The following is an 18,432-nucleotide window of genomic DNA, read 5'->3' as shown; positions in this document are numbered from 1 at the left end:
GCGCCGCACCGAAGGCCTGGACAACCTCGTGGTCTCGTTGACCGCGAAGGGCCTGACCTCGGGCGAGATCGTCGCGCACCTGGCCGAGGTCTACGCCGGCCGGCCAGGCGGCGCCCAGGCCGTCTTCCACCACGAATGGAAGAAGGAGGAGGCGAAGGAGAAACCCAAGCGGACCGTCGAGGCATACCGGCAGTTCGAACAGGGACAACTGCCCGTCGGCCCTGGAGCCGACGCTCTACTGGCCGCCTTCCGCGCCGTCGAGGACGAGCTGACCGACCACGAGCCGGGCCCGGCGAAGGTGGTCACCGACCGGCAGATCGAGTTGCTGCTGAAGAAGAAGGCGTCGGTGCTGCACCTGTCCGCGGCGAACTACTGCTGGTTCGAAGACCCCGCGAAGGCGCTGTGTCTCAAGCTCGCAGGCGCCAAATCCACAGCGGCTCCACTGGCCGGGCTGTGTGACAGCTCCCGCTGCCCGCAAGCAACCCACCACCTCGTCCACCGCTCCGTCTGGCACGCCGCGGCCAACAACGGCGCCGTCCTACTGGCCAGCCCCCGCATCCCGGCCGGGGAGAAGGAACGGATGCGGGCCGAGCACGAGCGGTCCATGCGGGTCCTCCAGGAGATCGACAAAGCAGCCGGAAAGGCCGGATGACATGGCACTCAGCCACCAGCAGCGCGACCAGCTCGAACGACGCATCCGCGCGGCCATCGACCGGCTGCTGGCCGGGCAGATCCCGCCCGGCGGCGCATGCGACATCAAGACGCTCGCCCGCGAGGCGGGCATCTCCCGCGCCGCTCTCTACCGGACCTGGGGCCACCTCAAGGACGAGTTCGAGAAGCGGCGGGCGGCCGCCCAGGCTGCCGGCCAGCAGCCCGACCCGCGCGAGGCCCGCATCGCCCAGTTGCGCGATCTGAACCAGCGGCTCACCGGCAAACTCGCCCGCACCCACACGGAGTTCAACCAGCTCAAGGAACGCCACCGAATGCTGCTGTCCGCCCTCGCGGCCAAGGACGACGAGCTCCAGCGCCTCCGCCGCGAGCGAAGTACGTTCAGCCGCGAACTCGCCACCCTGGCAACCGACATGGAGCAAGGGGACGATGCCGGGAGCGTCATCCCCCTGCCCCGCCGCTGAGCGCCTATGTCCTTCAGGGCGTGGTGGCCTAGCGAGTGGCATTCGAAGCACCCGGGGTGTTGATCACGCGCATGCGGATGCGGGGCGGCGGGTGAGCATGGGCGAGCGGAGCTTGGGTAGTCATCCACCACCCCATCGGTAGTCACGATGCCGATGTGCCGTCAATTCTGTTGAGTGACAACGGGAGACACGCCTCATGGCCAGGTGGACTTGGGTGGAGATTTACCCTCCTTGGGGCAGGCTCGATGCGAGCGTGTTCACGCAACGCCATCCCCGGCACTTCAATCCCTATGGGAGGTCGTTCACGACCTTCGAGACCGCCAGCGAGGCCATCATCGACCTGCGGGACTGGCTGTTGGACGTTGGTGGCCGGGTGCACTATCAAACGGACAGCCTGCCGCAGGTCCCACTAGGTGAGTTCGTCATTTGGTTCGATGATCACCGGGCCTGGATGGTTTTCACGGCGCCGGAGGGGGCGTCCCCGGTTCAGAGTGCTGCTCTAGCGACCTGGCAGCTCTGGCAGCACCGGGCACGGGAGGTCTGGATGAAGGACTCGGTTAGCCGTAAGAAGCGGCACAACGGCAGGATGGGACTCTGGCAGCCGAAGTGAGCAAGAGAGGCCCGGCCGAAGGTGGCCGGGCCTCTCTCATGCTCACGGGCCGGACTGTGAGGCGACGACGGTGTCCGTGCCGTCTTCCACTCCGGGGTCGTCCGTGCGGACCGCTGGTCAGGGACTGCATTCCAAGGGAGGCAGCATGGAAAAGTGGACCTGGGTTCAGGTTTCGAGCCCCTGGGAGGCCGGGGAGCGTGGGTCAAGGGACTTCTCGCAAGTTTTCATTGACGGCTCCTACGGTGGCGAGCACTTCAGAACGTTCGACACCGCCAGCCAGGCGAGCTCCGATCTGCGCACCTTTTTGCTAGGCGAGGGCGACGGCCAGTGGCCAGGCTTTGCGGCTTGCGCGGCGCTCTTGACCAGCGATGTCACGGGCGGTGAGTTCATGCTGTGGGGCATGGAGCCACCCCGGGCATGGCTGGTATTCCGAGTGCCCGACGGTGCACACCCAGCCGTGGTCGGGGCGGCTATGCACAAGCGATGGAAGGCGCAAGCTCATGACGAATTCATGAAGTCGTCATTCGTCTACCGAAGGGGAGAGCTCCAGGGCTATCGCCCTGGTGTTTGGACTCCCGCCAGGCGTCGCCCTTCTCCGCCAACAACTCCCGGCAGGCGTAGTGCTTCTCCGCCAACAAGCGGAGGATGCGCGACCACCCTCGTGCTGATCATCTGCGCAATCGTGTTCCTGCTCTCTTGAGAACCTTGCTCTCAAGCCCTCGGGCCGACGGGCTCGGTAGCCTGGGTATCAGGTGGGCCCCAGGGCAAGTTGGTGGCCACCAACTTGAGAACGATCAAGGCCGAGTCGGTCCGCCGACCGAGTTCGCCGGCCTCCGGGTGAGAGGTCTCCCTGGAGACCGCCCCGTACTTCGCACCCACTCCGACACTCCGGTCGTCGAACGGTCGCAGTGACCGTTCGACGAGCACTTCCACGAATCCCTCATTCCGGACATTCGCGGGTTGACCTGTGGCTTCGGGGATTGGAAACAGGTAGTCATTTAGCGGAAATCACAAGCGGGTGATCAGGAGCGCGGAGACAAGCAGAGCCAAGGCGTGCAGAGCTTGATCAGCCAAGTACATCCCATTGAGCCCGCCCGTCCGCAGGTTGGCGAAGTCCGGCGAGCCGGTGTGCTGCAGCAGCCATCGCACCGGCCAACGCCGGTCCAGCACAGCATGGCTGGCCGCCGACCATGCAAAGCCGGCGGCCAGCCCGGTCACGGACAGCGGGAGCGGGATGAACAGCCATACCAGGGCGAGAAGCGCGGCCATGACGAGGTGGTACTGGCCAACATGGGCCAGGCAGGCCATCCAACCCCGGCGCGGACTCACCCCGGCGGACACATCATCGGCGCTCGGCGCACCCTTGTTCGCGGCCTGGTGATCGCTCTGGCCGAGTACGTGGTCCGCGACGTTGTGACCAACGGCCAGCACAGCCCAGACGGAACCGAACGTCGCCAAGGTGGCGAGCTGATCGATCGACGTCGTCATGCCGTCACCCCCGAGAGTGCATTCCGAGGCGCAATGTCGACGCCCGCCAACCGAGACACCCGAACGGAATCTCGGGCGGACCGCGCTCGGCGAATGCCCCTCGAAAGCGAGACACCGAGGAAGGTGGACACGGCCTTTGCCGCGTTAACCCAGTGATCGGCGAGGTCGGCGGAGGCGCGGAGGAGGGTGTAGGCCGTGGCGAAGGCGGCGGCTCGGGAGGTGGGATGCGGTGTGGGCATGGGGGCTCCTGGCGGGGTGAGGGTTTTCTGGGGTGGTGGTGCGTTGTGGTAGCAAGGCAGGCATGACGGAACGGCCTGGCGAGCGCAGCTCGTACCATCACGGATCCCTGCCGGAGGCGCTGGTCGAGGCGGCGTGCGAGCTGCTGGACGAGTGCGGGCAGGAGAAGGTGAGCATGCGGGAGGTGGCGCGGCGGGCCGGGGTGTCGGCGGGGGCACCGTTTCGTCATTTCGCGGACCGGCAGGCGCTGTTGACGGCGGTGGCGGACCGGGTGCTGGCCGACTTCGCGCGGTGGCAGGAGGGCGAGGCGGCGGCGGTGGAACCGGCCGGGGGGTCGGTGATGCGGGCGATCGGGCTCGGCTTCGTCCGGTACGCGCTGCACCACCCGCGCCGGTTCGAGTTGTTGCGTTCGCGGGTGTTCACGGCCTCCCGGGAGCCGGAGTTGCGGGAGCAACTGGACGGTATGGACCGGGTGTTCACCGGCCTGATCGTGGCGGATCAGGAGGCCGGCCGGCTGCGTCCGGGGGATCCGGTGCTGGTGGGGTTGGCCGGGCAGGCGCTGGTGTACGGCTTGGCGCAGATGATCGTGGACGGTTATCTGCCGGGGGAGCGGGCGGAGGAGTTGGCCGGGCAGGTACTGGACACCTTCGGTCAGGGTGTGGCCGGCAGCTCCGCCAACCACCAGGCGCAGTAACCGATTTGTGCGCGTCAGGAGCCTTGACCGGGTTTCCCGGCCCTGATGTAATCACCGCTTACATGGGATGGGTGCGGGAGGCCGAGATGTCCATGGGAACGACGTTCGTCCGATCGATGTTCGCCAAGCCGACGCCGGGCTACACCACCGCGGGCGCCACCGGCGACACCGTGGTGCTGCTGATCGGCATGCGGATCAACCGCTTCTGGGCCGTCCACCACTGGGGCCCGGTGATGTACGCGATGTTCCGGATGCTGTACGAACTCGGGCGCAGCCCCGAACGCGGCCTGCGTGGGCGGATCCTGCTCACCGCCTCGCCGCGCACGTACTACGTCGTGCAGTACTGGGAGTCGAAGGAGAAGCTGTACGGCTACGCGAGCGCGCCGGACGGCTTCCACCACACCGTGTGGGGCATCGCCAACCGCAAGATGCGGGAGGGGAAGATCCGCCAGCACGTCGGGCTGTGGCACGAGACGTACGTCGTGCCGGAGGGCGGCTACGAGTCGATCTACTTCGACATGCCGCCGTTCGGCCTCGCCGGCGCCACCGGCTCCCTGCCGATCGAGGCGCGCGGGCGGCACGCGGCGGCGCGGCTGGCCTACCGGTCCACCGGGTCGGGCGGCGCGGGCGAGCAGACCGCGGCGGGGAAGCGGGTGGGGGACGGCGCGGCGGGCGGACAGGCGCTGGTGGGCGACGCGCCCACCGGGGACGGCGGCCCGGGCGGGCACCTGAGTACGGGTGCTCAGGGAGTGTCGTGAGTCGGCCGGGTGCCGCGGCGTGAGAGCGTCGGGGGATGGCGGAGCAGCATGGCGGGGTGCCGAAGGGCGGGCCGACGGGCGGGCCGGTGGTGCACGAGGTGCCGTACCACGCGCAGTGGGAGTCGGCGGAGCTGGTGCGGGCGATCATCGACGGGCAGGTCGACGCGGCCGAGGACCCGCGGTGGGGGCAGTCCGGCGCGGGCACCCCGGAGGAGTACGCGTGGTGGTCGTGGCGCCTGTGCGGGGTGGCCTGCCTGCGGATGGCGCTCGACCACTGGTGGGGCCTGGCGCCGCCGGCGCTCACGCTGGCCGGGGAGTGCGTGGCGGCCGGGGCGTACGTCCGGGACGGCGAGAGTCTGCGCGGGTTGATCCACACGCCGTTCGCCGCCTACGTCCGGCAGCGGTGGGGGCTGGCCGCGCAGGCACAGGAGTTGGCGCCCGTGGAGCTCGCGGCCGAGGTGGTCGGCGGGGGGCTGGTGATGGTGTCGGTGCATCCCGCGATCCGGGAGCCGGCGGGGCCGGCGCCGGTCCGGCGGGGCGGGCACCTGGTGCTGGCGGTGGGCGCCACGGACACGGCGGTGGTGATCCACAACCCGTCCGGTTTCCCGGGGGAGTCGCAGTCCTTCGCGCACGTGCCGTGGCGGTCGTTCGAGCGTTTCTACGCCGGCCGGGGGATCGTCCTCGGTCCGCCGGGTGCGTAGCTGCTGAGCAGAGGCCGGCAGAGGCAGGAGCCGTCGGCGGCCGGCAGGAGCTGTCAGGGGTTGTCCGGCAGACCGACCGGGTTGACCGGGAGCTCGCTGCGACAGAGTGCCGAGATCGGCTTCAACGCGGCGGCCAGGCGGTCGAGTTCGGGGCGCGGGTAGTCCTCCCAGACGCGTGCGGCGGCCAGGTCGGTGGCGGCCTCCAGCGACTGGTGCCGGATCCGGCCGAGTTCGGTCACCGAGCCCTCCGCCGTCAGCCAGCCCCGCTCGACCAGGCGCCCCGCGGCCGCCTCCCACTCCTCGTCCGTCCACCCGCGCATCGGCTGGAGCAGGTCGCGCCGGACGTCCATCGCGCACCGGACCACCAGCGCTTCGCACCCGTCCAGCCCGGCCGCCACCAGCGCGGCCACATGGCCGTCCCCGCGGTGCTCGCGCATCACCGTGGCAGCCTGCCACAGCCGCTCGTACAGCCCGGTGGGCCGGGGGAGCGCGGCGTTGGCGGCGGCCAGCACCCGGCCGACGCAGTCGAGCCGGCCCGCGGCCCGCTCCAGGGCCTCCACCGCCAGCTCGACCTGCCCCGGGTCCACGTGCTCCAGCAGCCGGGCCAGCGCGGCCGACGCGCCCTTCAGCCGGGCGGCCAGCGCCTCGTCGGGGCTGGCGTGGGTCCACACCTCCGGCAGGGCGCGCTCGACCATCGCCGGGGAGAAGCTGAAGAACGCGGCGATCACCGGCGGCGCGTCCACCGCGCCCAGCGGCGCGGAGCGGCTGGCGAAGTAGCCGCGCCAGCCGCCGCGCAGCCCGGCCGCCTCGAAGGCATCGCGGCTCTCGGGCAGGAAGTAGGTGACGGCGTGCACCGGTTCGAAGAGCCACCACAGCGCACGGGCGGGGTGGACGAGATCGGCCATCGAAGGACCTTCTTCGGAAGAGGGGCGGGGGAACCCGGCCTGGACGGGGTGGCCCGACGGGCGCCGACGAGTCGGGCGCGCGGGCCGCTCCAGTGCTGATGACCACGGCGGCGGTCACGGTAACCCCGCACCGGGTGTGATGACGGTCACGCGGTGGTCGCGGGGTGCGCCCGGCGGGGTGGCGGCGCGAGATGATGGGACGAGGTGCCCGACCCCGCGGCGCCGCAGCCCTCGTGTGAACCCTCGTGTGAAGGTAGTCGGTAATGGCGCAGATCAACCCCAGCATCCTGTCCGCGGACTTCGCCCGGCTCGCCGAGGAGGCGGAGGCCGTCAGGGGCTCGGACTGGCTGCACGTCGACGTGATGGACAACCACTTCGTGCCCAACCTGACGCTGGGCGTCCCGGTCGTCGAGTCGCTCGCCCGCTCCACCGACATCCCGCTCGACTGCCACCTGATGATCGAGGACCCGGACCGCTGGGCCCCCCAGTTCGTCGAGGCCGGCGCCGGCTCCGTCACCTTCCACGTCGAGGCCGCCGCCGCGCCCGTCCGGCTCGCCCGCGAGATCCGCGCCAAGGGCGCCCGCGCCTCCATGGCCCTCAAGCCGGGCACGCCGATCGAGCCGTACGAGGACCTGCTGCCCGAGCTCGACATGCTGCTGATCATGACCGTCGAGCCCGGCTTCGGCGGCCAGGCGTTCCTCGACATCATGCTGCCGAAGATCCGCCGCACCCGGGAGCTGATCGCCAAGCACGACCTGGAACTGTGGCTCCAGGTCGACGGCGGCGTCTCCGCGAGCACCATCGAGCGCTGCGCCGAGGCCGGCGCCGACGTGTTCGTGGCCGGCTCGGCGGTGTACGGGGCCGAGGACCCGGCCGAGGCCGTGCGCAACCTGCGGGAGCTCGCGGCCAAGGCCACGGCGGACGCCTGGTGGGCCTGCGAGCACTGAGCCCACCGGGGGCTTCCGGTGAGGCGTCCCGGTGACGGGGGTCCCCGGTGAGGGGCTTCCGGCTTCGCGGCGAGGGGTGTTCCCGGTGAAGGGCGTTCCGGTGAAGGGCTTCCCGGCGAGGGGTGGAAGATCCGCCGACCGTCATGGATCATCATTGGCGAACGCCCCTCGCCCGGCCCCCTCTCCGCACGGTGGTGGAACCGCACATGAGCAACCTCGACCGGAAGCCCTCCCCGACCAGCTGCGGCCACGAGGCCGCGACCGGACCGGTGAAGGAGCTGCTGACCGGACGCCAAGTCCAGCTCGGCGAAAGCACGATGGTCCGCCGGCTGCTCCCCAACCTGGGCCGTCGGATGGTGGGCGCCTGGTGCTTCGTCGACCACTACGGCCCCGACGACATCGCCGACGAGCCCGGCATGCAGGTCCCGCCCCACCCCCACATGGGTCTCCAGACGGTCAGCTGGCTCCACCAGGGCGAGGCGCTGCACCGCGACAGCCTCGGCAGCCTGCAGACCGTCCGCCCGTACGAACTGGGCCTGATGACCTCCGGCCGGGCGATCTCGCACTCCGAGGAGTCCCCGCGGCCGCACGCCCGCTACCTGCACGGCGCGCAGCTCTGGGTCGCCCTGCCGGACGCCCACCGGCACACCGCCCCCACCTTCGAGCACCACGCCGACCTGCCCGTCGTCACCGCCCCCGGCCTGCGCGGCACCGTCATCCTGGGCACCCTCGACACCGCCACCTCCCCCGGCACCGCCTACACCCCCCTCGTCGGCGCCGACCTCGCCCTCACCGAGGGCGCCGACCTCAAGCTCCCCCTCGTCCCCGACTTCGAGTACGCCGTCCTCTCGATGTCCGGCAGCGTCGATGTCGACGGCGTCCGCGTCGAACCCGGCTCCATGCTCTACCTCGGCTGCGGCCGCCCCGAACTCCCCCTCCTCGCCCGCACCGACGCCGCCGTCCTCCTCCTCGGCGGCGAACCCTTCGACGAGAAGATCCTCATGTGGTGGAACTTCATCGGGCGCACCGGCGAGGAGATCGTACAAGCACGAAACGACTGGGAGAAGAGCCCGCGCTTCGGTGACGTGCACGGCTACGACGGCGCCCGGCTGCGGGCCCCGGAGCTCCCGGCCCTCCCGCTGAAGGCGCGCGGGCGAGTGCGCTGACCTGGTGAAGTGCGCTCGTGAGGCACGCGCCCCCGGTCCTCTCCAGAGGCGGATCCGGATCGTGGTGTGCCGGGTTGAGGAAGGCGTGGGGCGCGCGCTGGTCGGGTGAAAGGGCCTTGCGGGGATGTCACGTCGAGTCGCGTGTTTGGGACGGTGTGACAGCCTTTGATCGGATCGATGCTGACCTTTTGCTGACTTTCCTGACGGGCTATCAGTTGACTCGCCGGGTCCGCGCGCAGACGATCCGCTGGCCCGCCGGGACCGCCTGAAGCTGGCCGACCTGGCCGACCGCCGCCGGTTCCGGTTCCCGCAGGACACCGACCCCCGCTGGCAGTCGTACTGGAACGGCGGGGAGCCGCGCGAGGGTCCGGTGGTGCGTGCCGTCCAGGAATGCCGGCAAGCCGCCCTGTGGAACGGCACGGTCGGCCCGACCCTCCTGGGCCACGAGCCGACGGCGGGGCTCGCCGTGGTGCCGCTGATCGACATGCCGCCGAGCCGGGCGGTCGTGGGCTGGCACGCGGGCGACCCGAATCCGCTGGTCCGCTCGTTCGTCCAGCTCGCGACCGCCGCCTACCGCCGGTGAACGCCGCCTACCGCCGGTGAACGCCGGTGAACGCCTTACCGGCGGCCCGGAATCGGTGGGCGGGTTTCGTGGTTGCGAGGGAGAGGAACCTTCGACGGGAGGTGCGAGATGCCCCGAGCAGTACGGTTCGACAAGTACGGCGACATCGACGTGCTGGAGGTCCGGGAGGTGTCCCGGCCGGAGGTCGCGGCCGACGAGGTCTTGGTGCGCGTGCGGGCCGCCGGGATTAACCCCGGCGAGAACGCCATCCGGGCGGGCACGCTGCACGAGCGGTGGCCTGCGACGTTCCCGTCCGGCCAGGGCAGCGACCTGGCCGGCGTGGTGGAGGAGGTCGGCACGGCGGTGCGCGGCTGGTCGGTCGGCGACGAGGTGATCGGCTGGGTCGACACCCGCGCCAGCCACGCCGAACTGGTCGCCGTCCCGGCCGGCAACCTCGTCTCGCGCGACCCCGCCGTGCCGTGGCAGGTCGGCGGCGCGCTGTTCGTCGCCGGCGCCACCGCGTACGCGAGCGCGCGTGCCGTCGGGGCCGGTCCGGGCGACACGATCGTCGTCTCCGGCGCCGCGGGCGGGGTGGGTTCACTGACCGTACAGCTGCTCCGCCACGCCGGGGCCACCGTCATCGGGCTGGCCCGCGAGCCCCACCACTCCTGGCTCCGCGAGCACGGCGTGGTCCCGGTGACGTACGGCGACGGCGTGCTCGACCGGATCCGCGCGGCCGCGCCCGACGGCGTCGACGCGTTCGTCGACACCTTCGGCGACGGCTACCTCGACCTGGCCCTCGAACTCGGCGTGGCGCAGGACCGGATCAACACGATCATCGACTTCGCCGGAGCGGCCCGTACCGGCGTCAAGAGCGAGGGCATGAGCGTCGTCGCGAACGCCGACGTGCTGGCCGAACTCGTCAAGCTGGTCGCGGCCGGCGACCTCGACGTCCCGATCGCCGCGAGCTACCCACTCGCCGAGGTCCGCGCCGCCTACCGCGACCTGATGCACCGGCACACCCGCGGCAAGATCGTCCTCGTACCGTAGGGGCGTGCGGCGCCCCGGTCCGGGGCGTCCACATCGCTGCGGACCGAGCCCCCGGCTACACCCGCCGTGCCTCAACACGCCGTTCGCCGGCGGACGGTGGCCCCGATTCGGTGCGGCGACGACCCATCGGCTTCGCCGATCATGGCACCAAGTGCGCGCCGGAGGGGGAGAGTCTACGACGGCTACGACTGCGGATGGACCAGCCACCCCGACCCCGACAAGGCCACCCGCACCCTGCGCACAGTCGAGGAAGCCGCCGAGTGGCCGATCTCCCACCCACGGTGCGCCCGGACGTTCGGGCTGCGGCCCGACGCGTTGGACGCGCCGCGCGAGGACGGCGCTGCCGCGGCCCCCTGGCCGTGAGGATCTGTGCCGGTAGGAGGTGCCTGCCCGACCCGTCCTGCCCGCGCAGGCTCCGTGTCGAGACTACCGACTCGCCGTGCACCAGCGGTCGGCGCCGGTGTGCAACCTTCTCGGTGGCGCGGCGGTGAGTAGGGCAGAGCGATGGCCCGGTCGGGTCGTCGCGCGGACGCGAAGAGGAATCGGATGACCGCGAGCGTATTGCACATCCCGGTGGAGGACCCGCCCCCGTCCACCACGGCACCGGCTTCCGCGGGCGGCCCCGGCCTGCGGGAGATGGACTTCGAGGGGTTCGCCGCCACGCGCTGGCGGCGGCTGGTGCGCACCGCCTACCTGCTCACAGGCGACTACCACGAGGCCGAGGACGTGGTGCAGGCGACGTTCGCGAAGGTCTTCAGGAACTGGTCCCGGATCAGCCGCCTGGAGGAGCCGGACGCCTATATCCACCGGGCCCTGGTGAACAACAACCTGAGCCGCCACCGTCGGCGCCGGGTCAGGCAGCTGCTCATGCCCGTCCTTCCCGACCGGGCGCACGCCGCGGGCGGCGGCCACCGCGACGTCGAGGAACGCTCGGTGCTGCTCCAGGCACTGGCGGAACTGCCGCAGCGCCAGCGGGCCGTGGTCGTCCTGCGCTACTGGGAGGACATGAGCGAGTACCAGGTCGCCGAAGTGCTCGGCTGCTCGCTGGGCAATGTCAAGAGCCAGGCCAGCCGCGGCCTGGCGAAACTGCGTGGCCACCCGGCGCTGGCCTCGTACGCGGCGAACACCGATTCAACGATCGACGGCACGAACGGAGACAACAGGTGATGGACACCGAGGACATGGTGCGCGGCGCCCTGCGGGACGAGGCGGCCCGGGTCGCGGTGGCGGACTGGTCCGCCGCGCCCGTGCGGGTCCAGGTGCGTAGGCAGCGGCGGGGGCGCCGGGTGGCGATGGGCGCGTCGGCTGTGGTGGCCGCGCTCGCGGTGGTGGCCGGCACGGGTGCGGTACTGTCCGCGCAGCGCGCGGTCCAGGCCGTCGGACCGGCCTCGCAGGCTCCGCTCGTACCGGAGGGGCCGGCTCCCGAGGCCGTGGTGGTGGAACCCGGCCAGCAGCTGCCGTTGGGCCGCCAGGACTGGTGGATGCAGCTGAAGGACCAGGAGATCTGCATCCACGACGCCCCCGCCTACCGCAGCGGTCCGGGGTGCGGCGGGCACTCCTGGGCGGGCGGCACGACCGAGATCACCATGCAGTACTACGGGAGCCCCCCGCAGTACCAGGAGGCTCTGTACAACCTCATCTACCACGGGCCCGGGCAGGTGGCCCGGATGGCCATCGAGGTGGACGGGCACGCGTACTGGGCCACCGTCGCCTCGCTTCCCGGCAACCCTGGCTACGCCACCGGCTATGTCTGGGGGCCCAGCAACAAGACCCCCAACGGTTCGACGGCATACCCGCTCGAAGGCATCAAGCTCGCCGCGTACGACGCCCAGGGGAAGGTACTGGCGAGCAAGACGCTGTCCTCCTGAAGCAGACCGGCACCGTGCTCCTGGAGGACCCGGCGACGCATCGTTGTCGTCGTGCCGTCCGGGGTGCGGGCCGGGATGTCGGCGTGCTTCACGTCCGGCTCGGCGGGCGCCCCACCGAGCTAGTGGCCCAGGGCGGAGGCGGCGAGCAGTCCGCCGGGACGCAGGGCGCGGGCAGCGGCGGGAAGCAGCCGACGGGGGTCGGCGGCGCCACGACGCCGGTTGCTCCCGGGTTGAACATCTCGGCTACCAGGAAGGCCAGGTCAAGCGCCTGGCCTCCGTTGAGGCGCGGGTCGCACGCCGACTCGTACCTGCGGTGCAGGTCGTCGAAACCCAGATCCGCGCCGCCGCCGACGCACTCGGTCACGTCCTCGCCGGTCAGCTCCACGTGCAGTCCACCGGCGTGGGTGCCGAGTGCCTCGTGCACCTCGAAGAAGCCGGCGACCTCGGCGAGGATGTCGTCGAACCGCCTGGTCTTGTGCCCGCTGGGCGCCTCGAAGGTGTTGCCGTGCATCGGATCGCACACCCACACCACCGGCGCGCCGGAAGCCGTGACCTTCTCCACGAGCTCCGGCAGCAGGTACCGCACGCGGTGTGCCCCCATGCGCACGATGAACGTCAGCCGGCCCGGCCGCCGGTCGGGGTCGAGGCGGTCGATCAGGGCCAGCGCCTGCGCGGGCGTGGTGGCAGGGCCCAGCTTCACCGCGATCGGGTTGTCGATGGTCGCGAAGTAGGCGACGTGGGCGCCGTCGGGCTGTCTGGTGCGGTCGCCGATCCACAGCATGTGGCCGCTGCCCGCATACCTTCGGCCGGAACGCGGGTTGTAGCGGGTCAGCGCGGCCTCGTAGTCGAGCAGCAGTCCCTCGTGGCTGGCGAACAACTCCGTGGTGCGCAACGGATCGCCGCCGCACGCGTCCTTGAAGGACAGTGCCTGGCCGATTCGACCGGCGAGTTCGTCGTAGCGTTCACCGGCAGGCGAGCGTGAGACGAAGTCCTGGGTCTCCTTGTGCAGTTGGCGTAGATCGGTGCCGCCACGGGCGAATGCGCGCATGACGTCCAGGGTGTAGCGCGAAGCGTCGTACATCCGAAGTAGCCGGGCCGGGTCCGGCCGTCGTTCGGCCTGGCTGAAGCCGATGCCGTTCACCGCGTCGCCCCGGTAGACCGGCAGCGTGCGCCCGTCGACGGTCTCGGCCGGCCGGGATCGGGGCTTCGCGTACTGCCCGGCCATCCGGCCCACCTTGACCACCGGCACCGCCGACGCGTACGTCAGGATCACGGCCATCTGCTGCAGGAGGCGCAGCTTGCTGTGAATCGCCTGCGTCGAGAGGCGGTCGAAGCGTTCGGCGCAGTCGCCACCCTGCAGCAGGAACGCTTTGCCCTCTGCCGCCCGGGCGAGTTGTGCGGTGAGCGTGTCGCACTCCTGTGGCGTGACCAACGGGAGCAAGGCTGCCAGGTGATCCGCCACGTCGCCGAGCTCAGCCAGGCTGGGCCACGTCGGCCGCTGATGGGCGACAAGTGTCCGCCAGTGCGCGGCGGCTTCGCCGGTGAGGGGCAACATGATCTCCGTCCGCTTCTCATGGCTCAACGGTGCGGGGCGGTCATAGCTGGACCATCTCGACGAGGTCGTGGCTGATGCCCAGGTCGTTGAGCAGCAGCTGCAACGGTCCGGTGTCCCGCGCGGGCACGGGACGGGACGCGGCCCACTCGCTCAGCTGACCGGTGTCGATCTCGAAGCCGCCCTGGGCCGCCACGGTCACCCAGGGGTCCAGGTCCGCGGAGCGGAACGCGGTCAGCCCGGTGACGAGCGCTTCGCGGAACGTCCGCTGCAGTGCGCCGTCCAGGTTCCGGTAGAGCGAGCCGCACAACTCACGGAACACCACCGCGTGTCCGCTCTCGTCCCGCCGGTGCAGATCGGTGGTGATCCGGTTCATCGGCTGGATCTCCTGGGCGGTGGCGAGTGCGGAGAGGAACCCGCTGATCGTCGTCTCGGCGGCCAGGGAGAACGCGATGTCGACGATGTCGCGGTCGAAACCGGACAGCCCGGCGCGGGTCGCGTCCAGTTCCTGGACGACCGACCAGACGCCCGACGCGAACCGCACGTCCGTCAGGTCGCGCCGCCTGCGGGTGACGCCGACGGCGTTGTGGCACATCAGGATGTGGTAGTGCTCATCGATGATCGTCTGGTGCAGCGCGTCGACGGCGACGTCGTCGCGGCGGACGGGGATCCGTTCCTGGAGCATCAACCGGCAGGCCGGCAAGATGATCTCGTCCTCGATGGCCGCGGTCTTGGCGTTGTAGGCGATCCACGCCGCGGACAGAATGCGCTCGCGAGCGTCCCGGTCGAGCCGGTCGGCACCCGGCAGTCCCAGCACCGGGACGAGGTGTTCGGGGAAGTCCGGCATCGCCGTGTCGAAGTGACCGTCGAGGTCGAACTCGTCCTTCTTGACGGCCGCTCGCTTCCCCCAGCGGCGCGTCAGCTGCACCAGCAAGTCGCGTTCGTACGTGGGCTCTTCACGTGCTGAGGTCATCGGGAAACCTCCTTCATGGGTTCACCACAGGAATCAGGGAGGCGCCGGCCGGAACGGCAAGCGCAGCCAGGCGCGACTGCCAGCGCTCGGCCGCTGCGGCGTCCGTGTCCTGGAACCGGCCCAGCCCCTCGGCGACCGGCCGGATGCCGTGCAGGGCGTTCAGCGTCCAGACGGGCACGCCGGCGAGATCCGGCACGGTGGCCTGCTCGGTGACGACCTGGTGCCCTGCCGTACCGGCGAGCTCGCCGAGCAGGGCGCGGGTGATCCCGGGGAGCAGGCCGGGGCCGGGTGGTGGCCCGCACAGCATGTCGCCCCGCCACCAGACGATGCTCGTGGACGCCCCTTCGACCACATGCCCTTCCGCCGAGACCAGCAGCGCCTCGTCAGCTCCCGCCGTAGCCGCGGCAGCGCGCAGGGAAGCCAGGTGATCCAGGTCGGCGCCCTTGACGGCCGGCAGTCGACGACGGTCGGGTCCCGCCGCGGTCCACAACCGGACGGTCGCGGTGCGCGATGGCGCGGGGCGCAGCCACATCCGCAGCCGCGTTCCCGACCCGATCTCCACGAGTTCGACGCGAGGAAACCATCGGCCTCGCGCGGGCAACGACTCGGCGACCGCCCGCAGGAACCGGTTCGTCTGTTCCGCTCCCGGTTCGCAGAACCGGTCGCAGGCCGAACCGAAGCGTTCGGCGTGCCGGTCGAGTCCCCGCACCCGCCCCTCGTCCACGAGCCAGGAGTCGATGACCAGCACCGTCCCGGCGGCGTCGGCCGTCGACCATCCGCCATCGGCGTCCCACCACCGGCGGACGCCCTGGTCGGTGGCTGTGCCTATTGCTGTGTTCATCGTTGGGAGCCGCCCACGTCCGACACCGCCGGCGCACGCCAGGCGCGGAGCGACGCTGCCGCCTTGAGCAGCATCTCCTCGTACTCTTCATGCGGGTCGGAGTCGAGCACGATCGCCCCGCCGGCTCCGACGGTCAACCGGTCACCGACGCGGACCGCGGTGCGGATCACGATGTTCAGTTCCGTGCCGCCGGAGAGACCGAAGTAGCCGAGGGCGCCGGAGTAGACACCCCGGGCCTCCGTCTCCAAGCGGTCGATGATCTCCATGGTGCGCAGCTTCGGTGCCCCGGTCATCGACCCGCCTGGGAAGCACTGCCGGGCGCAGTCCATCGCGCTGACCCCGTCATTGAGCCGTCCACGAACAGTGGAGACCAGTTGGTGCACGGTCTCGTAGCTCTCGACGGCCAGGTACGGGTCGACCTCGATGCTGCCCACCTCACACACCCGGCCCAGGTCGTTGCGCAACAGGTCGACGATCATCAGGTTCTCGGCCTGAGTCTTGGCGCTCGAGGCGAGGGTGGCAGCCAGTTCGGCGTCGCGCACCGGGTCGGCGTCGCGAGGGGCTGTGCCCTTGATCGGCTTGCTGGTGACCGTGCGGTCTCTCTCGATGCGCAGGAACCGCTCCGGCGAGGAGCTGAAGACCGTGACGTCGCCGAGGCGCAAGAGCGCGGCGTACGGTGCCGGGTTCGCCCGGCGCAGCCGCAGGTAGAAGGACGTGTCGTCGTCATGGAACGGCATGTGCAACTTGTCGGTCAGGCAGATCTCGTAGCTCTCGCCCCGGTTCAGCTGCCGTCGGCACTCCGTGATGTCCGCCAGGTACTGGCTCCGGCCGCGGCCGAGGTACTCCTCGGCATTCGGGGGCGGGCCGGCGGCAGGTTCGCGCGGCGGCTCGGCGTCGGCCGGGTTCAGGCCCATCAGGAGCGCGGACGTCCGTTCCACCCACTCCTGCGCGTCACGCCGGGTCTTCTCGTCGTGGACGGCCACCAGGTAGGTCAGTCCCTCCTGGTGGTCGACCGCGATGACGCGATCGGCGAACATCCAGATGGCGTCCGGCGTTTCAGCGGTGTGGCGGGCCGTGGCCCCGCATTCGGCCTTGAGTTCGTAGCCGAAGTAGCCGACGTAGCCGCCGGTCAGGTCGAACGGCAGGTCCGAGTCGGGGATGCGCCGTTCGCGCAGCCGCTGTTCGAGGACGTCGAACACGCTGCCGGTGACGATGCCGGCGCCGTTCGCATCGCGCACTTCCACCATCCCGCTGCCGGTGCGGTAGGTCAGGACCTCGCTGAGCGGACCTGACGTGTCGCCGAGGAACGAGAACCGGGACAGGCCTTCCTCCACCCGGCTGCTGTCCAGCCAGAAGCAGTACGGGGTGTTGTCGAAGAGCTTCAGAAAAATGGACTCGGAATCGGCAGCGGTCGGCACGGCCGTGCTGATGATTCCCAGTTCCTCGACCGCGCCGGGCGTGTCGTCGGACAGTGCGGTGCCGGTGCCGGTGCCGGTGTCGGTGACGGATGGCCGTTGTCCGTGCTGCGTCCGGCGGGTCAGTTCGGCGAAGTTCTGCAGGATCTCACGCCCGTACTGGGAAGCGATCGACTCGGGGTGGAACTGCACGCCCCACTGCGGCAGATCGCGGTGACGCAGCGCCATGAGTACACCGTCGTCTGCCCACGCGGTGGCGATGAGTTCCTCGGGCAGGGGCTCCTGCACGCACAGCGAGTGGTAGCGAACCGCGACGAATTCACGCGGAATTCCGGCGAACAGCGGATCTCCCTCGTGGGAAACCTTGGCGAGGTGCCCGTGTTTCGGTTCGGGCGCGGCGACCACCGACGCTCCGGCCAGGTGCGCGATCATCTGATGGCCGAAGCAGACGCCCAGCACGGGCAGCGTGGTGCGGCGCAGCAGGTCGCCGAGGAGGCCGACGTCGCGGGGGTTCTGCGGCCGTCCAGGGCCGGGTGAGACGACGATGTTGTCGAAGTCCTCCAGCCGCAGGCTGGACAACATCGGATCGTCGTTGACCATGACGACGGGCTCCTGGCCGTTGATGTCGGCGATCAACTGGTACAGGTTGAAGGTGTACGAGTCATAGTTGTCCAGCAGCAAGGTACGCATCACGGACCGTCCAAGATTTTCCGGAGCGCCTGGACGTCGCCCGGTTCCAAGGTGATCCCGAAGATCTCCTCGGGAGCGGAAAGCGTCTCGTCCTTATCGAGTTCCCGGAAGGTCGCCGGCTCTGCGGGACGTATTTCCGTGAGAGTGCTGCCGACGAGGAGGTGCCTCACTTCGGGCTGTGTGCGCTGGAGGACCATCCGGTGGTTGAACGGCGAGTGCGGGTGAGTCAGGCAGAAATGGTTGAGGAGCTCGAAGTCCGACGGATAGCGCGCGTCGGTGGTGAAACCGTAGAGCTCTGCCGGACCCTCAGGTCGCAGGAACCGCAGCACGTGTTCACCATTCGGTTCCCGCACCAGGTCAAAGGGCCAATCGCCTTCCAGTCGCGAGTTCTCGGCGAGGCGGATAGGGACGTGCGGCCCGTATGCACCGAAACTCACGTCGAAGAGCCAGCGTTCGTCGTCGAGCTGCACGCACAGGGCGACGTGGAGTGCGGGACCGAATTTGTTCCCGGTGCGGATCCGTGTTCTGCCCGCGAACGCCGAGAACGTGAAGCCGATCCGGTCCAGCACTGCCGCCATCAGGACGACCTGTTCCAGGCACCAGCCGCCGCGGCCCTGTCGCACGATCTTCTCCTGGACGCTGTCCAGGTCCAACGGCACCGTCGGCCGCCCAAGCACCGCGTCGAGGTTGTCGAAGGCGATCGCGTCGACGTGGGCGGCGTGCAGACCCCGCAGCGTGGAGAGGTCCGGAGCCACATCGCCCTGGTAGCCCACGCGGGTCAGGTAGGCGTCCAGGTCGACGCCACTCCCCTGCCACATCGAATCTGTCACACGTAGCTCATC

The 18,432-nt window shown here is 70.3% G+C and carries 17 protein-coding genes and 3 pseudogenes; 13 read left to right on the top strand and 7 right to left on the bottom strand.

Going from position 1 to position 18,432, the window contains the following annotated elements; translation table 11 throughout:
* The 3 genes and pseudogenes from ACIOJE_RS37685 to ACIOJE_RS37675 all read left to right on the top strand — a co-directional run.
* Positions 1-652 (top strand): annotated as a pseudogene (locus tag ACIOJE_RS37685) (site-specific integrase); the annotation flags it as partial.
* 1 nt (position 653) lies between these two features.
* Complete coding sequence (locus ACIOJE_RS37680) at positions 654-1,133, top strand: hypothetical protein (protein WP_280702648.1); 480 nt, start codon at positions 654-656, stop codon at positions 1,131-1,133.
* A 214-nt stretch (positions 1,134-1,347) separates the two neighbouring features.
* Positions 1,348-1,743 carry a hypothetical protein gene (locus ACIOJE_RS37675; RefSeq protein WP_400782791.1) on the top strand — a complete coding sequence of 132 codons (396 nt, stop codon included), beginning with the start codon at positions 1,348-1,350 and terminating at the stop codon, positions 1,741-1,743.
* A 1,008-nt stretch (positions 1,744-2,751) separates the two neighbouring features.
* Here the strand turns inward: ACIOJE_RS37675 and ACIOJE_RS37670 are convergent.
* Complete coding sequence (locus ACIOJE_RS37670; RefSeq protein WP_280685828.1) at positions 2,752-3,231, bottom strand: hypothetical protein; 480 nt, start codon at positions 3,229-3,231, stop codon at positions 2,752-2,754.
* Positions 3,232-3,532: 301 nt separating this feature from the next.
* Between ACIOJE_RS37670 and ACIOJE_RS37665 the strand changes: the two genes are divergently transcribed.
* From ACIOJE_RS37665 to ACIOJE_RS37655, 3 genes and pseudogenes are all read left to right on the top strand, one after another.
* On the top strand, positions 3,533-4,162 hold the full coding sequence (locus ACIOJE_RS37665) for a TetR/AcrR family transcriptional regulator (RefSeq protein WP_400782788.1): 630 nt from the start codon (positions 3,533-3,535) through the stop codon (positions 4,160-4,162).
* Positions 4,163-4,278: 116 nt separating this feature from the next.
* A pseudogene (locus ACIOJE_RS37660) lies at positions 4,279-4,770 on the top strand (DUF4188 domain-containing protein); the annotation flags it as partial.
* A gap of 185 nt (positions 4,771-4,955) precedes the next feature.
* Positions 4,956-5,621, top strand: a complete 666-nt coding sequence (locus ACIOJE_RS37655; RefSeq protein WP_400782787.1) for a C39 family peptidase — start codon at positions 4,956-4,958, stop codon at positions 5,619-5,621.
* Positions 5,622-5,674: 53 nt separating this feature from the next.
* Here ACIOJE_RS37655 and ACIOJE_RS37650 read toward each other — a convergent pair whose 3' ends face one another.
* Complete coding sequence (locus tag ACIOJE_RS37650; protein WP_280685831.1) at positions 5,675-6,526, bottom strand: SCO6745 family protein; 852 nt, start codon at positions 6,524-6,526, stop codon at positions 5,675-5,677.
* Between the two features lie 263 nt (positions 6,527-6,789).
* Between ACIOJE_RS37650 and rpe the strand changes: the two genes are divergently transcribed.
* The 7 genes and pseudogenes from rpe (at position 6,790) to ACIOJE_RS37615 (ending at position 12,119) form a co-directional block, all read left to right on the top strand.
* Positions 6,790-7,473: a ribulose-phosphate 3-epimerase gene (gene rpe, locus ACIOJE_RS37645; RefSeq protein WP_280685832.1), complete on the top strand. Its 684-nt coding sequence runs from the start codon at positions 6,790-6,792 to the stop codon at positions 7,471-7,473.
* Between the two features lie 206 nt (positions 7,474-7,679).
* The gene (locus ACIOJE_RS37640) at positions 7,680-8,639 is read left to right on the top strand and encodes a pirin family protein (RefSeq protein ID WP_400782784.1); all 960 of its coding nucleotides are present in this window, start codon (positions 7,680-7,682) and stop codon (positions 8,637-8,639) included.
* Between the two features lie 232 nt (positions 8,640-8,871).
* Positions 8,872-9,222, top strand: a pseudogene (locus ACIOJE_RS37635) (LysR family transcriptional regulator); the annotation flags it as partial.
* Between the two features lie 108 nt (positions 9,223-9,330).
* Positions 9,331-10,251, top strand: coding sequence for an NADP-dependent oxidoreductase (locus ACIOJE_RS37630; protein ID WP_400782781.1), 921 nt, complete (start codon positions 9,331-9,333; stop codon positions 10,249-10,251).
* 141 nt (positions 10,252-10,392) lie between these two features.
* Entirely contained in the window at positions 10,393-10,614 is a 222-nt protein-coding gene (locus tag ACIOJE_RS37625) for a hypothetical protein (RefSeq protein WP_280685835.1), read from the top strand.
* A 264-nt stretch (positions 10,615-10,878) separates the two neighbouring features.
* A complete protein-coding gene (locus ACIOJE_RS37620) occupies positions 10,879-11,418 on the top strand; it encodes a SigE family RNA polymerase sigma factor (RefSeq protein WP_280685856.1) in 540 nt (179 codons plus the stop codon).
* A complete protein-coding gene (locus ACIOJE_RS37615; RefSeq protein WP_280685836.1) occupies positions 11,415-12,119 on the top strand; it encodes a hypothetical protein in 705 nt (234 codons plus the stop codon). The genes ACIOJE_RS37620 and ACIOJE_RS37615 overlap by 4 nt, the downstream gene beginning before the upstream one ends.
* A gap of 88 nt (positions 12,120-12,207) precedes the next feature.
* Here the strand turns inward: ACIOJE_RS37615 and ACIOJE_RS37610 are convergent, their stop codons facing one another.
* The 5 genes from ACIOJE_RS37610 to ACIOJE_RS37590 form a co-directional block, all read right to left on the bottom strand.
* Complete coding sequence (locus ACIOJE_RS37610; protein ID WP_400782778.1) at positions 12,208-13,674, bottom strand: class II 3-deoxy-7-phosphoheptulonate synthase; 1,467 nt, start codon at positions 13,672-13,674, stop codon at positions 12,208-12,210.
* A gap of 40 nt (positions 13,675-13,714) precedes the next feature.
* Entirely contained in the window at positions 13,715-14,644 is a 930-nt protein-coding gene (locus ACIOJE_RS37605; protein WP_280685838.1) for a diiron oxygenase, read from the bottom strand.
* 13 nt (positions 14,645-14,657) lie between these two features.
* Positions 14,658-15,392: an aminotransferase class IV gene (locus ACIOJE_RS37600; protein WP_400782775.1), complete on the bottom strand. Its 735-nt coding sequence runs from the start codon at positions 15,390-15,392 to the stop codon at positions 14,658-14,660.
* An 89-nt stretch (positions 15,393-15,481) separates the two neighbouring features.
* Positions 15,482-17,590 (bottom strand): aminodeoxychorismate synthase component I, encoded by a 2,109-nt coding sequence (gene pabB / locus ACIOJE_RS37595; protein WP_400782772.1) that lies wholly within the window; start codon positions 17,588-17,590, stop codon positions 15,482-15,484.
* Positions 17,590-18,420 (bottom strand): arylamine N-acetyltransferase, encoded by an 831-nt coding sequence (locus ACIOJE_RS37590; protein WP_280685841.1) that lies wholly within the window; start codon positions 18,418-18,420, stop codon positions 17,590-17,592. Before ACIOJE_RS37590 ends, pabB begins: the two co-directional genes overlap by 1 nt.
* Between the last annotated feature and the right edge of the window lie 12 nt (positions 18,421-18,432).

The sequence above is a fragment of the Kitasatospora sp. NPDC087861 genome, from assembly GCF_044742585.1.
GTDB lineage: Bacteria > Actinomycetota > Actinomycetes > Streptomycetales > Streptomycetaceae > Kitasatospora.
The sequence above is the reverse complement of the archived record's forward strand: the minus strand, read 5'-3'. Positions and strand labels throughout refer to the sequence as shown.